The sequence below is a fragment of the Pantoea sp. X-Soil-YNGN-844 genome (genome assembly GCF_059730595.1).
Window position 1 is genome coordinate 3890768 of sequence record NZ_AP036007.1, and the last position, 14876, is coordinate 3905643.

Annotated in this window: 10 protein-coding genes; 5 read left to right on the forward strand and 5 right to left on the reverse strand. The window is 53.9% G+C overall.

Annotated elements, in window-relative coordinates:
• Position 1: 1 nt before the first annotated feature.
• Positions 2 to 1006 (reverse strand): N-acetyl-gamma-glutamyl-phosphate reductase, encoded by a 1005-nt coding sequence (gene argC, locus AC6I8C_RS18135; protein WP_013359457.1) that lies wholly within the window; start codon positions 1004 to 1006, stop codon positions 2 to 4.
• A 167-nt stretch (positions 1007 to 1173) separates the two neighbouring features.
• Here argC and argE point away from each other — a divergent pair, with 167 nt between their 5' ends.
• Both argE and ppc read left to right on the forward strand, forming a co-directional pair.
• Positions 1174 to 2322 (forward strand): acetylornithine deacetylase, encoded by a 1149-nt coding sequence (gene argE, locus AC6I8C_RS18140; RefSeq protein WP_061061096.1) that lies wholly within the window; start codon positions 1174 to 1176, stop codon positions 2320 to 2322.
• Positions 2323 to 2674: 352 nt separating this feature from the next.
• Positions 2675 to 5326 carry a phosphoenolpyruvate carboxylase gene (ppc, locus tag AC6I8C_RS18145; RefSeq protein WP_013359459.1) on the forward strand — a complete coding sequence of 884 codons (2652 nt, stop codon included), beginning with the start codon at positions 2675 to 2677 and terminating at the stop codon, positions 5324 to 5326.
• Between the two features lie 95 nt (positions 5327 to 5421).
• Here the strand turns inward: ppc and metF are convergent, their stop codons facing one another.
• From metF to metB, 3 genes are all read right to left on the reverse strand, one after another.
• Entirely contained in the window at positions 5422 to 6321 is a 900-nt protein-coding gene (gene metF / locus AC6I8C_RS18150; RefSeq protein WP_033734449.1) for a methylenetetrahydrofolate reductase, read from the reverse strand.
• Positions 6322 to 6523: 202 nt separating this feature from the next.
• On the reverse strand, positions 6524 to 8959 hold the full coding sequence (locus tag AC6I8C_RS18155) for a bifunctional aspartate kinase/homoserine dehydrogenase II (RefSeq protein WP_497823226.1): 2436 nt from the start codon (positions 8957 to 8959) through the stop codon (positions 6524 to 6526).
• Between the two features lie 2 nt (positions 8960 to 8961).
• Entirely contained in the window at positions 8962 to 10122 is a 1161-nt protein-coding gene (metB, locus tag AC6I8C_RS18160) for a cystathionine gamma-synthase (protein WP_497823227.1), read from the reverse strand.
• 273 nt (positions 10123 to 10395) lie between these two features.
• Between metB and metJ the strand changes: the two genes are divergently transcribed.
• From metJ to AC6I8C_RS18175, 3 genes are all read left to right on the forward strand, one after another.
• A complete protein-coding gene (metJ, locus tag AC6I8C_RS18165; RefSeq protein WP_013359463.1) occupies positions 10396 to 10713 on the forward strand; it encodes a met regulon transcriptional regulator MetJ in 318 nt (105 codons plus the stop codon).
• Positions 10714 to 11000: 287 nt separating this feature from the next.
• Complete coding sequence (locus AC6I8C_RS18170) at positions 11001 to 12716, forward strand: ShlB/FhaC/HecB family hemolysin secretion/activation protein (protein ID WP_497823228.1); 1716 nt, start codon at positions 11001 to 11003, stop codon at positions 12714 to 12716.
• 69 nt (positions 12717 to 12785) lie between these two features.
• Positions 12786 to 14390 carry a filamentous hemagglutinin N-terminal domain-containing protein gene (locus AC6I8C_RS18175; protein ID WP_497823229.1) on the forward strand — a complete coding sequence of 535 codons (1605 nt, stop codon included), beginning with the start codon at positions 12786 to 12788 and terminating at the stop codon, positions 14388 to 14390.
• Between the two features lie 74 nt (positions 14391 to 14464).
• Here AC6I8C_RS18175 and rpmE read toward each other — a convergent pair whose 3' ends face one another.
• Positions 14465 to 14680: a 50S ribosomal protein L31 gene (gene rpmE, locus AC6I8C_RS18180; protein ID WP_003851227.1), complete on the reverse strand. Its 216-nt coding sequence runs from the start codon at positions 14678 to 14680 to the stop codon at positions 14465 to 14467.
• Between the last annotated feature and the right edge of the window lie 196 nt (positions 14681 to 14876).

The window sequence follows — 14876 nt, forward strand, 5'->3', positions numbered from 1 at the left end:
GTTAAATCAGTGACTGCGTTTCAGGGAAGCCGAACCGGATGTTCAGGCACTGTACTGCCTGCGATGCCGCCCCTTTCAGCAGATTATCTTCGGCTGCTACAACAATCAGATGCTCGTCCTGCACTTCAAAACCGATATCGCAGTAAGGCAGGCCGACAACGGCTTTCAGCGCCGGTACGCCCTTATCGTAGAGGCGTACCAGCGGCTTGTCGTCATAGGCACGATGGAAGACGGCAGCGATATCTTCGCGGCTAACACCCGCTTTCAGACGGCAGGTGATGGTGGCCAGGATACCGCGCGGGAAGCTTCCCAGGTGCGGAGTGAAGATTACTGGCGTACCGAGGTGCGCGACAATTTCCGGGTGGTGACGATGATTGAACAGCCCGTAAGGCTGCAGGCTCACTTCACAGAAGCTGGTGCCGACATTGGCTTTACGTCCGGCACCGCTCACGCCGCTGGTGGCGTTGATAACCGGCCACTGCGCATCGTTTAACAGTCCTGCATCCACCAGAGGTTTCAGAGCCAGCTGAGCAGCGGTCGGGTAGCAACCGGGTACCGCCACCAGCTGCGCCTGCTGAATTTTCTCATGCTGATATTCCGCCAGGCCGTAAACGGCTTTATCGAGCCAGTCGCCATGCTGATGCGTGAAACCGTAGAAACGGGTGTAAAAATCAGCGTCGTTCACGCGGAACGCACCCGACAGGTCGAATACCACACAGCCAGCCTTGAGAAATTCCGGGGCCAGATCGTGGCTGACTTCGTGGGCCGTCGCCAGGAACACGACATCCACTTTGTCTGCCCACTCCGCCGCGCTGCTCAGCGGCTGCAGCGGTAAATCCACCACGCCTTTCAGCTGCGGATGGAGATCGGACAGGCGCTTGCCGGCATCAGGGCTTTGCGCCGAAACCGCCAAAGCGGTTATGTTGATATGTGGATGGCGATTCAGGAAGGTGGCAAGCTCAACACCAGCGTAACCACTGGCACCAACGATCAGCGTATTCAACATCAGGCTGTAACCCTTTTTACAGTCGCACGTTCCGGGTCGCGGCCTTGCCCCGTTACCCACCCTGTCATCTGCAGTGATTTAAGGTTCCCTTGCAGAGGACATTAATGTATTTTTATTCACTATTACTGCATGAATATGGATACATCCTAACCCAAGGACCGCCAACAGTGAAGACAAAATTACCGCCTTTTATTGAACTGTACAGCCAGTTAATCGCCACACCGTCGATCAGTGCAACCGATGCCGCTCTGGATCAAAGTAATGAAACTTTAATCAATTTGCTGGCCGGCTGGTTCCGCGACCTTGGCTTCAGCGTTGAAGTGCAGCCGGTGCCCGGCACCCGCAATAAATTTAACATGCTGGCGCGAACCGGCAGTGGAGCGGGCGGCCTGCTGTTAGCGGGTCATACGGATACCGTTCCCTTTGACGATGGCCGCTGGACGCGCGATCCCTTTACCCTGACCGAGCACGACAACAAGCTCTATGGTCTGGGCACGGCAGACATGAAAGGCTTCTTCGCCTTTATTCTCGATACGCTGCGCGATGTGGATGTCAGCACGCTGAGTAAGCCGCTCTATATCCTCGCCACGGCCGATGAAGAGACCACCATGGCGGGTGCCAAATACTTCTCGGAATCAACGCAATTGCGTCCCGACTGCGCCATCATCGGTGAACCGACCTCGCTGAAACCGGTGCGTGCGCACAAAGGCCATCTGTCGAATGTGATTCGTATTGAAGGAAAATCGGGCCATTCCAGCGATCCGGCGCGTGGCGTCAACGCCATTGAACTGATGCATGAGTCGATCACTCACCTGATGCAACTGCGCAACACGCTGCAGGAGCGTTATCACCATGACGGCTTTGCCATCCCCTATCCCACCATGAATTTCGGGCATATTCATGGCGGCGACGCCGCTAACCGTATCTGCGCCTGCTGTGAACTGCATATGGATATCCGACCGCTGCCGGGCCTGTCGCTGAGCGATCTGGATGGGTTACTGAACGAGGCGCTGGCACCAGTGAGTGCCCGCTGGCCGGGCCGTGTCACGGTGGCCGAACTGCATCCACCGATTCCAGGCTATGAGTGTCCGGCTAATCATGAGCTGGTGAGCGTGGTAGAGAAATTGCTGGGTACGCCAACGGAGATAGTGAACTACTGCACCGAAGCGCCGTTTATTCAGCAGCTCTGCCCGACGCTGGTCCTGGGTCCGGGTTCGATTAATCAGGCACACCAGCCAGATGAATTTATCGATACGGCATTTATTAAGCCGACGCGGGCACTTATCAGTCAGGTTGTGCAGCATTTTTGTCACTGATTGACAGTAAATGGGGCATTTCACTGTATTAACAGCAAAATGCCCCCTCATTCTGCGGGATTTAACAATAAGAATAACTTATCCCGCTTCCTTCCCGATAAATTCTGTGAATTTCCGTTAGTTAGCGCCATCTTCAGCACACTTTAACGCATTTGACGAACGCAACATTACGTGGCTAGATAAAAGACGATGTTATGCCCACCGGGTGATTATCCAGAACGTTTCAGAATGCGGACAGGCGGCAACGGAGGCGGTTCCCTGTAGATTATCGGGAACACGATGTTGCTGATTTTTTGCTGCCTGAAAGGTCGGGTGTAGAAGTTTTTAAAGACGATAAGGGTGTCAGGGTCCAATGAACGAACAATATTCCGCAATGCGAAGTAATGTCAGTATGCTCGGCAAACTGCTCGGGGATACGATTAAGGATGCACTGGGAGAGAACATCCTCGACCAGGTGGAAACCATCCGTAAGCTCTCCAAGTCATCCCGTGCAGGCAATGATACTCATCGTAAAGAGCTGCTCAATACGCTGCAGAACCTCTCCAACGAGGAGCTTCTGCCGGTTGCACGCGCATTCAGTCAGTTTCTGAACCTCACCAACGTAGCGGAGCAGTATCAGACCATCTCGCAGAGCGGCGAAGGTGAAAACCATCCTGAACTGCTGAAAAAGACCTTTGATACCCTGAAGCAGCAGAAAGATATCAGCGAAACCGACATTCTGGCGGCCATTGAGTCGCTGTCGCTGGAGCTGGTGCTGACTGCGCACCCGACCGAAATCACCCGTCGTACGCTGATTCACAAGCTGGTTGAAGTGAACAGCTGTCTGAAACAGCTCGACCACAGCGACGTCTCCGACTACGAGCGTAACCAGATTATGCGCCGTCTGCGTCAGCTGGTGGCACAGGCGTGGCACACCGATGAGATCCGCAAATATCGTCCGACCCCCGTCGACGAAGCCAAATGGGGCTTTGCCGTTGTAGAAAATAGCCTGTGGGAAGGCGTTCCCGCTTTCCTGCGTGAGCTGAATGAGCAGGTCGAAGAGGCCTTTGGCATTAAGCTGCCGGTCGATTTCGTGCCGGTTCAGTTCACCTCATGGATGGGTGGCGACCGCGACGGTAACCCGAACGTCACAGCCTCTATTACCCGCCATGTGATGCAGCTAAGCCGCTGGAAAGCCACAGACCTGTTCCTGCGTGATATCGGCGTGCTGATCTCCGAGCTGTCGATGTCCGAGTGCAGCGAAGAGATCCGCGAGCTCAGCGGCGATCCGGAAGCGCTGGAACCTTATCGCGTAATCCTGAAACGCCTGCGCAGCCAGTTAATGTCTACCCAGTCATTCCTGGAACGCCGCCTGAAAGGTGAGCGTCTGCCGCGTCCGGCCGATCTGCTGGTCTCCAACGATCAGCTGTGGGACCCGTTGTATGCCATCTATCAGTCACTGCAACAGTGCGGCATGGGCATTATTGCCAACGGTCAGTTGCTCGATACGCTGCGCCGCGTGAAATGCTTCGGCGTGCCGCTGGTGCGCATAGATCTGCGTCAGGAGAGCACCCGCCACACGGAGGCGATTGCTGAAGTGACCCGTTACCTGGGCCTCGGCGATTATGAAAGCTGGTCCGAAGCAGACAAACAGGCCTTCCTGATCCGAGAACTGAACTCCAAACGCCCGTTGCTGCCACGCAGCTGGGAACCCAGCGATGAGACGCGTGAAGTGCTGGAGACCTGTCGCGTTGCGGCTGAAGCGCCACAAGGCTCTATCGCCGCCTATGTTATTTCGATGGCGAAAACCCCTTCCGACGTGCTGGCCGTGCATCTGCTGCTGAAAGAAGCCGGTATCGGTTATGCGATGCCGGTTGCACCGCTGTTTGAAACACTGGATGACCTGAACAACGCAAACGACGTGATGAGCCAGTTACTGAGCATCGACTGGTATCGCGGCTTTATTCAGGGCAAACAGATGGTGATGATTGGCTATTCTGACTCGGCGAAAGATGCCGGTGTGATGGCCGCCAGCTGGGCGCAGTATCAGGCACAGGATGCGCTGATTAAAACCTGCGAAAAAGCCGGGATTTCCCTGACGCTGTTCCACGGACGCGGCGGCAGCATTGGCCGTGGCGGCGCACCCGCGCATGCCGCACTGCTGTCACAACCGCCAGGCAGCCTGCGCGGCGGTCTTCGTGTGACCGAGCAGGGCGAGATGATCCGCTTTAAATATGGTTTACCAGCCGTGACGATCGCCAGCCTGTCGCTCTACACCGGCGCGATTCTGGAAGCGAACCTGATGCCACCGCCGGAGCCAGAACGCGAATGGCGCGACATCATGGATCAGCTCTCTGCTGACTCCTGCGCAATGTATCGCGGGTATGTGCGTGAAAATGCGGATTTCGTCCCCTACTTCCGTTCGGCGACGCCGGAGCAGGAACTGGGCAAATTACCGCTCGGCTCACGTCCGGCCAAACGCCGTCCTACCGGTGGCGTGGAGTCGTTGCGTGCGATTCCGTGGATTTTTGCCTGGACGCAGAACCGTCTGATGCTGCCTGCCTGGCTGGGTGCCGGTGCTGCCCTGCAGCAGGCGATGGCGGCCGGTCATCAGGATCAGCTGGAAGCGATGTGCCGCGACTGGCCGTTCTTCTCTACCCGCCTGGGCATGCTGGAGATGGTGTTCTCGAAAGCGGACCTGTGGCTGGCGGAATATTACGATCAGCGTCTGGTCGACAAATCGCTCTGGCCGTTAGGCAAACAGCTGCGCGACCAGCTTGATGCCGATATCAAAGCGGTACTGACCATTGCCAACGACTCGCATCTGATGGCTGACCAGCCGTGGATTGCCGAGTCGATTGCACTGCGTAACGTCTATACCGATCCGCTCAACGTACTCCAGGCGGAACTGCTGCATCGTTCCCGTGCACAGGAAGCGCGGGGTGAAGAACCGGATGCCCGCGTTGAGCAGGCTCTGATGGTGACGATTGCGGGTGTCGCAGCAGGCATGCGCAATACCGGTTAACCCAGGTCAGGCGCGAACCACACTTCGCGCCGCCAGAGAGCAGCAGTAAAAAAGTCGGGCATCTCCCGACTTTTTTATTGGCTCAGGCAGAGCGGTTAAGCCGCCGCCGCAACCGGGCGAACCCCTAACGTGTGGCAGATGGCGTAACTCATTTCGGCACGGTTCAGCGTGTAAAAATGGAAATCTTTCACCCCTTCACGTGACAGGATTTTCACCATATCCATCGCGATATTCGCTCCCACCATTTTGCGCGTTTCCGGATCGTCATCCAGACCGGCAAACATCGCGCTCATCCAGCCGGGCACGCGCACATTGGTCAGCGTGGCAAAGCGTTGCAGCTGCTTAAAGTTAGAGACCGGCAGGATGCCCGGCACAATTTCCACGTCAATGCCAGTCGAGACACAGCGATCGCGGAAACGCAGATAACTCTCGACGTCGAAGAAAAACTGGGTAATGGCCCGGTTTGCGCCTGCATCAATTTTTCGTTTGAGATTAATCAGGTCAGCCTGGGCGCTTTTCGCTTCGGGATGGACTTCCGGATAGGCGGCGACGGAGATATCAAAATCGCCGACCTCTTTCAGCAGCGAAACCAGATCGCTGCCGTACATCTCTGGCTTGCCGCTGCCAGGTGGCAGATCGCCACGCAGTGCCACAATATGTCGAATGCCGTTGTTCCAGTAATCCTGAGCAATAGTTCGCAGTTCATCGCGCGTCGCATCAACACAGGTCAGATGGGGTGCTGCTTCCAGGCCGGTGCGATCTTTAATGCCTTTGATAATGCTGTGGGTGCGATCGCGTTCACCTGAGTTCGCACCGTAAGTGACAGAAACGAATTTCGGTTTCAGACTGCTCAGGCGGTCAATTGAGGTCCACAGAGTCTCTTCCATTTCGCTGGTGCGCGGCGGAAAGAACTCAAACGACACATTAATCTGCCCGTTCAGTTCAGCCAGGCTCTGGTTTAGCGCTTCGCGCTGATTGGCATGAAAGAAACTCATCCTGCAACCTCACTGATTAATAATCGGCCCGTAAACATCTACACGTTTAGACGTCCAGATGTTCAAAATGACGCAATCTCAGTGTGCCGTCAACGCAAAAATGGTCAACAGACATGATCAATTTTCAATCAACATGAAGGAATTTCAACAGGGTGGAGGCAACACTTTGAAAACAGGCGCCGAAGCGCCTGATGAAGAAGGATTACAGCAGTTGTGCGAGGCGATTAATATCGGACTGAATAGCGCCGGCGGTGACATCCCGGCCTGCGCCCGGCCCGCGGATCACCAGCGGATTATCGCGATACCAGCGGCTCTCAATGGCAAAGACGTTGTCGCACGGCAGCAGCGCGGCCAGCGGATGCTCAGGTCGCACCGCTTCAACACCTACGCGCGCCTTGCCGTTAGCATCAAAACGGGCAACGTAGCGCAGCACCAGGTCCATCTCCCGCGCGGCTTCCAGCCGCTGCAGCATCTGCTCGTTCAGCTCTTCGCCATTTTCAAAGAAGTGATCAATCGATCCCTGAAGACAGTTGTTCGGCACCAGCGATTCAACCCGCACCTGATCCGGCTCGATGTTGTAGCCCGCCTCACGCGCCAGGATCACCAGCTTGCGCATCACATCCTGACCCGAAAGATCGGCGCGCGGGTCGGGCTCGGTTAAACCCTGCTGCCATGCCTGATCCACCAGCTCGGTAAACGGCACCGTGCCATCAAACTGCAGGAACAGCCACGACAGCGTACCGGAGAAGATCCCGCTAATTGCCAGAATGGTATCGCCGCTATCGCGCAGATCGCGCACCGTATAGTTAATCGGCAGACCAGCACCAACAGTGGCGTTATAGAGCCAGTGACGCCCGGTTTTGGTAAAGGCATCCCGAATCTGCCGCCAGGTCTGACTGTCAGACGCACCCGCAACTTTGTTGGCGCTGATCACATGAAAACCGTGGCTGGCGAAGTCGAGATACTGCTGCGCCAGCGGTGTGCTGGCGGTGACATCCAGCACCACCAGATCATCAAACGGGTGAGCACGCATCCACAGGAACAGCGACTCTTCATCGCGCTCCACTGCTTCATCATCAAAGAAGGCGAGCGCACGACTGGCATCCAGCCCGTCATAGCTCAGCAGGCTGCGGCGGCTGTCCGCGACGCCCGCCAGCACAAATTCAAAGCCGGTGCGCGCTGACAGCGTTTCCTGATCGCGGGCAAACAGTTCCAGCCAGCGTGAACCGATATTGCCTTTGCCAAACAGCATCAGACCGATGCGCTTTTCTGCGCGGAACAGTGACTGATGCAGTCCCTGAATCAGGTGCTGGGTCGGCCCGACGCGCAGCACCGCCACCACGCTGATGTGATCTTCTGACTGCCAGATGAATTCAACAGGCTGATCTTTTAACTGCTGCCAGAAGCGATGAGTATGCAGCGGGTTACGGGTAACGCCTGCTCCCACTAGCGCTACCAGCGCCAGGCCGTCGCGCAGCTGCAGATGACCCGGTAAACCGGCGTCCTGTAGCAACGTGAAGGCGCTGTTGACCACTTCGGAGGTATAACAGAGTTGCAGCAGCTGACGATCAGGATGGACGCCAAACGCCAGCGGGCGCAGTTGCGCGCGCTTCAGCAGCAGATCGATCTCTTTGTGCAGGATAGCGAAGTCATGCTGCTCTGGCAGCTGAATCTCAATCAGGCAAACATCATCGTGGCTGGTTACGATGCGCGCCCCGGTCCCCGAAGCCAGCACACGCTCGATGCGGGTTGAGCCCTGCTCTGGCTGATAGCTGCAGCGCAGTTGCAGGTCGATATCGCTGCCAGAAACCGGCTGCAGCGTGCGGGTATGCAGCACCGGAGCAGCCAGACGCGCCAGCTCACTGGCTTCATCCAGCCTTAACAGCGGCAGCAGACAGGCATCAGAAACTTTGCGGGGATCGGCGCTGTAAACGCCCGCGACATCGCTCCAGATGGTCACGCGTCCGACACCCGCCAGCGCGCCAATCTGCGTGGCGGAATAGTCGGAGCCGTTGCGGCCAAGCAGGACGGTTTCACCGGCATCGTTGCGGCTGATAAAGCCGGTCACCACGATGCGCTTTTGCGGATGCTGCGCCAGCAAAGTCTGCAGCAGGGGCCAGGATTTCCCCTCATCCACCTGCGGCTGAGCAGCGCGTTCAGCACGCAGAAACTCACGCGCATCCAGCCAGCAGGCCTGCAGATCACGCTGGCTCAGTACCGCTGACATCAGGCGTGCCGACCATATTTCACCGTGCCCGACCACTTCGGCATAGACCGCATCGGTGATCGGCGCATCCAGCAGTACGGCCAGCTTTTCCAGATCGCGGATAAATGCAGTGATTAAGGGTTCGGCGATCTCAGCAGGCAGCAGCGCACCGATTAGCTCGCTCTGGTAGCGCCGTAAAGCCTGTTGCACCTGATGCGCAGAGAGCCGATCGTTCTGGCTCAGCTTCAGCCAGCTAATCAGCTGGTTGGTGGTTGAGCCTGCTGCGGAGACCACCATCAGATCGCCCGGCTGGCTGTAGTCCGCCATAATGCTGGCAACGCGCTGATAGCAACGCGCATCGGCCAGGCTGCTGCCGCCAAACTTATGCAACTGCCTGATGTTCGGCGTTCCCGCGCCTGCTGAAATCGTCATGCTTAACCCTCGGCTGCGATCCGGAATGCATTATCCAGATCGGCAATTAAATCTTCGTGATCTTCAATACCAACAGAAACCCGTAGCAGCGTATCGGAAATGCCTGCTGCCGCGCGTGCTTCTGCCGACATCCCCGCGTGCGTCATGGTGGCGGTATGGGAAATCAGACTCTCTACGCCGCCCAGCGACTCCGCCAGCGTAAACAGCTTCAACGCGTTGAGGAAGCGACGCAGCAGCGCCTCATCACCGTCGACCTCGAAACTCAGCATGGCACCAAAGCCGCGCTGCTGACGTACCGCATGTTCGTGTCCGGCGTTTTCCGGCAGCGAAGGATGATACAACTTTTTCACCCGCTTCTGCTGCTTCAGATAGTCCACAATCGCGAGTGCGTTGCGTTGTGCGGCTGCAATGCGCGGCGCAAGTGTACGAATGCCGCGCAGCAGCAGATAACTGTCAAAGGCTGCGCCGGTCACGCCAATGTTATTTGCCCACCAGGCCAGGTCAGTCGCCAGTTGTGGATCTTTGGCAATGACTGCGCCCGCCACCACATCGGAGTGACCATTGAGGTATTTGGTACAGGAGTGGATCACCAGGTCCGCACCCAGCGCCAGAGGATTCTGCAGCGCCGGACTCATAAAGGTGTTGTCTACCACGCTGACGGCACCCGCAGCGCGCGCGGCGGCGCAAATCGCGCTGATATCCACGACGCGCAGCAGCGGATTGCTTGGGCTTTCAATCAGCACCAGTTTCGGTTTTTCATCCAGTGCTGCCTGCAGCGCCACCGGATCGCCCTGATCGACAAATTTCACCCGATACGCGCCGCGTTTGCTCAGGCTGTCAAACAGCCGATAGCTGCCGCCATAACAGTCGTGTGGCGCAACCAGCAGATCGCCAGGCTTCAGGAACACCGTCGTGACCAGGTGAATGGCCGACATGCCGGTATTGGTTAATACCGCACCTGCTCCGCCTTCCAGCTCCGCCAGCGTACGCTGTACGACATCACGTGTGGGGTTACCACGACGGGAATAGTCATGTGCACGAGGCTCATTGAAATCAAGAAAGTTATAGGTTGTAGAGAGGTGGATGGGCGGGACAACGCAGCCATATTGCTCGTCATCATTCAAACCGCTGCGCACTGCGATGGTTGCCGGTTTACGCGTCATGAGCGAATTGTTCCTGAAGAGTTAAGAAAATGTAGTCCACAGAATATCACCCCTTAATTAGACGTCAATACATCTGGACATCTAAATGTCTTTGCGTATAGATTGAGCAAAAACGCAATAACCGCTAAAATTATGCGTCATCGCCTGGCGTTCCCCTCTGTGATGAAGAGGCTGCGAGCGAAGAAAACCCGCCATATCAGGGGTCAGGCAGGAAAAAATCAGGCATAATCCGCTGATTTCCTCACATTTAACGTTTATTAATTAAGGTAACCCATGGCTGAATGGAACGGCGAATATATCAGCCCGTACGCTGAGCACGGTAAGAAGAGCGAGCAGGTCAAGAAGATTACAGTTTCTATCCCATTGAGCGTGCTGAAGATTTTAACGGATGAGCGTACCCGTCGTCAGGTGAACAACCTGCGTCACGCCACCAACAGCGAGCTGCTTTGCGAAGCCTTTTTACATGCCTTTACGGGCCAACCGCTGCCGGATGACGTCGACCTGCGCAAAGAGCGTAATGATGAGATTCCGGAAGAAGCAAAAGCAATCATGCGCCAGATGGGTGTCGACCCGGATACCTGGGAGTATTGATCCCCGGGGTCCGGTTTCACTGAATCCCGCTTCAGAGGAGCAGGCTCCGCTCAGGGAGCCGCTTTCTGATGCGATATGAGCGGCTTTTGCTGCTTTCCGCAATCTGATTGACCCTTCTGAATATTGCCCGTCAGACTTATCATAAAAATCCAGCCTGTTCTCATATTATTCCTTTATTTCTGTTGCAATAAGAATGCCTTTTTATTTCGATAATAGAATAATTACTATTGTTCACTATTATCCGCATCCGTAAAATTTTGTCTGAGCGACTATTTCACGGAAAGAAAATGAGTATTAAATATAAAATAACGTCATGTGCATCTGCTTTTATTATTATCCTGGTCGCCTCAGCAACTCTCTCTTGTTTTGAACAGGCGAAAGCTGCACCCGCTCTCACAGAGCCAAATGGGAATATCAATGCACTGCAACAGGATCGTGTACGCAAAGAGCAACTGATGCCTGAACCGCAGCGGGCAGCGTCTGAACAACAGCGCTTCCGGCCAGAAGATATTCCCTTTCCGCATGAAGAAAACTGCTATCTCATTGATAAGGTCTCTTTAAAGCAGGATAGCAAAAAACTTCACCTCGAAAAATTAAAGTATTTTACTTCTCAGGCAGAAGGAAAATGTCTGGGTATCGCGGGTATAAGATTGCTGTCAAAAACCCTGCAGAATGAAATCATCCGGGCAGGATATATCACCACACGCGTTAATTTACCGGAGCAAAACCTGTCAGATGGCGAATTACAATTTGATATTAATGCCGGTAAAGTGGGAAAAATCGTTCTTAATAAATCCGGGGAGGACTATATCAATTTAACGAGCACATTACCGTTCAAAACGGGTGATGTGCTTGAACTCAGCGACATTGAACAGGGTAGCCTTAATCTTCAGCGCGTACCGGGATCGCAGGTTAATGTCAATCTGGTGCCTGGCAGTGGCAAAGGTGAAAGTGACATCTATATCCAGCGCAGGCAGGATAAATACTGGCAGGTGGGTGCATGGCTTAATGATGCTGGCTCAGTTGCAACAGGCCGTTACCAGGGTGGTGCAGCGCTCTATCTGAATAATATCACCTCACTGAGTGACACCCTTTATGTCTCTTATGGCCACGATATTGCCCCGAAGCACACGATAAAAGGTAACAGTAATAAATCGATAGGTTATTCAATCCCCTGGGGATACTGGTGGCTCGACCTCTATGCCAGTCACAGTGACTACCGGCAATTTATGACCGGAAACTGGGCAAAATGGACGCTGAATAATAAGAACCGTTATTACAGTGCGCAACTCAATCGACTGATTTCACGCACCGTACATCAGACCAGCACAGTTGGCCTGCAAATATTCAATGCGGAATCACGTTACTCCCTGGATGATTTTGACCTTGTCAGCATGCATAAAAGAAGTGCGGGCTGGAAAGCGGTGCTGCAACATCAAATCAATGTCGATAATGCAGGTCTCGCAACCACACTAAGTTATCAAAGAAAGATGCCCTGGTTTAACAGCAGCAATACTGTTGAGCAGGAGTATGGACTCATTGATAAGCAAGGCCGGATTGTTACTTTAGATCTTGAGGGTTCCGTCAACTTTCGTGTCTATGAAAACTGGCTAAACTACTCTCCTCATTTCAGCCTGCAATATTCGCCCGATAGCCTCTCGTCACTCAACCGCTTTTCGCTGGCAAACCGCTGGACGGTGCGCGGTTTCGATGGTGAATATTCTCTTCAGGACAATAAGGGATGGTACTGGCGCAACGATCTTAGCTGGATAATTCCCGGCAAACCGATTCAGCCCTATATCGGTGTTGATGCAGGCCAGGTCTATGGCAATTACAACCAGAAGTATTATACCGGAAAAACCGTCACAGGCAGCGTTGTCGGCCTGCGTGGAAAACTTCTGCAAACACGCTTTGATCTTTTTGCCGGTACCCCGCTAAAAAAACCACAAGCCTTTCACACTGATCCACTTACGCTGGGATTTTCATTGCAATGGAAATATTAAAAAAGATGGAGATTTTTAATAAAAAACAGCTTTAAAAAATAAACACTCTCACAAAAAAGGATAGAGATAATGAAGAAGCATAAGTTTAACCTGGTCTTCCTGGCTACCGTGGCCACACTGTGCAGCCAGCCTGCGCTGGCTGCACTCAATACTTACACCCATGCAAATGGATCGACCGTCGTTAATATTAACCAGGCTGATGCAAATGGTCTTTCACACAATATGTATCAGAACTTTAACGTCACCAGTGATGGAATGGTCCTGAATAATAGCACCACAGATTTAGTGCGTGACAAGGGTGATCTTGCGCGAAACAGCAATCTGGATAAGTCAGCCAGCCTTATCCTGAATGAAGTTATCTCAAAAAGCTCTTCTTCACTGAACGGGTATATTGAAGTCGCCGGTCAAAAAGCGGATGTCATTATCGCTAACCCGAATGGTATTACCTGCTCTGGCTGTAGCTTCATTAACACCGGACGCGCCACGCTGACCACCGGGACGCCCACCTTTACCGATGGTGCATTGACTGGTTTCAATGTGGCGAAAGGCACGATTACGGTTAATGGTGATGGTCTGAAAGGAGCCGATTACACCGACCTGCTGGCGCAGAAAATTAATATCCAGGGAGAGATCGATACCACTCAATTGAAAGCGATTGCCGGTATCTATGATTACAATATCACTTCCGGTTCGGCGACAGCGAATGGAACGGCCAAAGCCTACGGCAACACCATTGATGTCAGCGCGCTGGGGGGGGCAACTGCGGGAATTATTCAGCTGCAGACTACTGATGCCGGTGCGGGTGTCAATAACAGCGGCGTACTGAATGCGACTAATCTCTACATTACAGCTAATGGCACATTAACCAACAGCGGCACGATTGAAACCGGACTGCTGAGCGCTACCGCAGGTGGCAGCATAACGAACAGAGGAACGCTGTCTGCCAGCCAGGCTGTTATGCAGACAACGGATGCGTTCACCAATAACGGCACCATTAAAACGACGGATTACGCCACGATCGTCAGCCTGGGAAAAATTTCTAACAACAATAATGCGCAAATTGATGCTGCTGGTGCTGTAAATATTGTTTCTCTGGCCGGTAATATTGAGAACAGAGGAACCATCACAACGCCAAAAACCCTGGCCATGCAAACCGGTTATAACACGGTTGACGGCGTCGTCACGGCTGTCGCCAACACCAGCCTGCTCAATTCAGGGGCGATTCAGGCAGGTAACCTGAGTATGAATGCCGTTAAAGAGGTCAGCCTCCTGTCTGGTGGAGACGTGACTACACAGGGTACAGCCTATGTTTCTGCGACAAAGGTCTCTAACGCGGCGACTCTGACCGCTCAGAATGCTTCTGTTATAGCAAATGAGGTCAGCAATCAGGGCGTCATGCAGGCAACCGGACTGTTAAACGTGTCGGGTAAAAACGGCATCTCTAATAGCGGTACCATGAAGGCGGGAACGCTGACACTGGCGACAGACGAGAAAATCAGTAACGCATCCTGTTTACTCTGGGTGCTGTGCAGTAAAGGCACAATGTCAGCCGATAAAATTACGATTACCGCACCGAAGATCGCTGCGATTAGTGATTTAAATGGTACTTATACGACGCAGGTACTTGAACTGAATAAGCCTGCGGCGACCCCGGCAACGGACACCAGCCTGTAACAGCCATAAAAAAACCCAGCCGAAGCTGGGTTTTTTCTTGCCGCCGAACCCGCAGGTTCAGGTGCCTTTTAATCTTATTTTTTAGCGCCTGGCACGCTGAAACGCTTGTTAAAGCGGTCAACACGGCCACCAGTTGCCACTTCACGCTGCTTACCGGTATAGAACGGGTGGCATTTGCCACAAACGTCCAGGTTCAGTTCGTGAGTCAGTGTTGAACGGGTGTGGATCTCGTTGCCGCAGGTACATTTGATAGTAACTGCTTCGTATTTCGGGTGAATACCTTGTTTCATGGGAAACCTCATAGAAGGCCGTGTCGCTCTCCGTGCCAGGCCTTAACCTGCACAGCACCACACGCGGTTGAACATTATAGGGTGTACTCCGGCAAGATCTTTCTCACCGAAGGCGGCGTATTATACAGGTAAGTTTGGATTGCTGCAAATATATGCTGAGATACCCGCCATAGGGGTCAGCGTGTACACTAGCTTC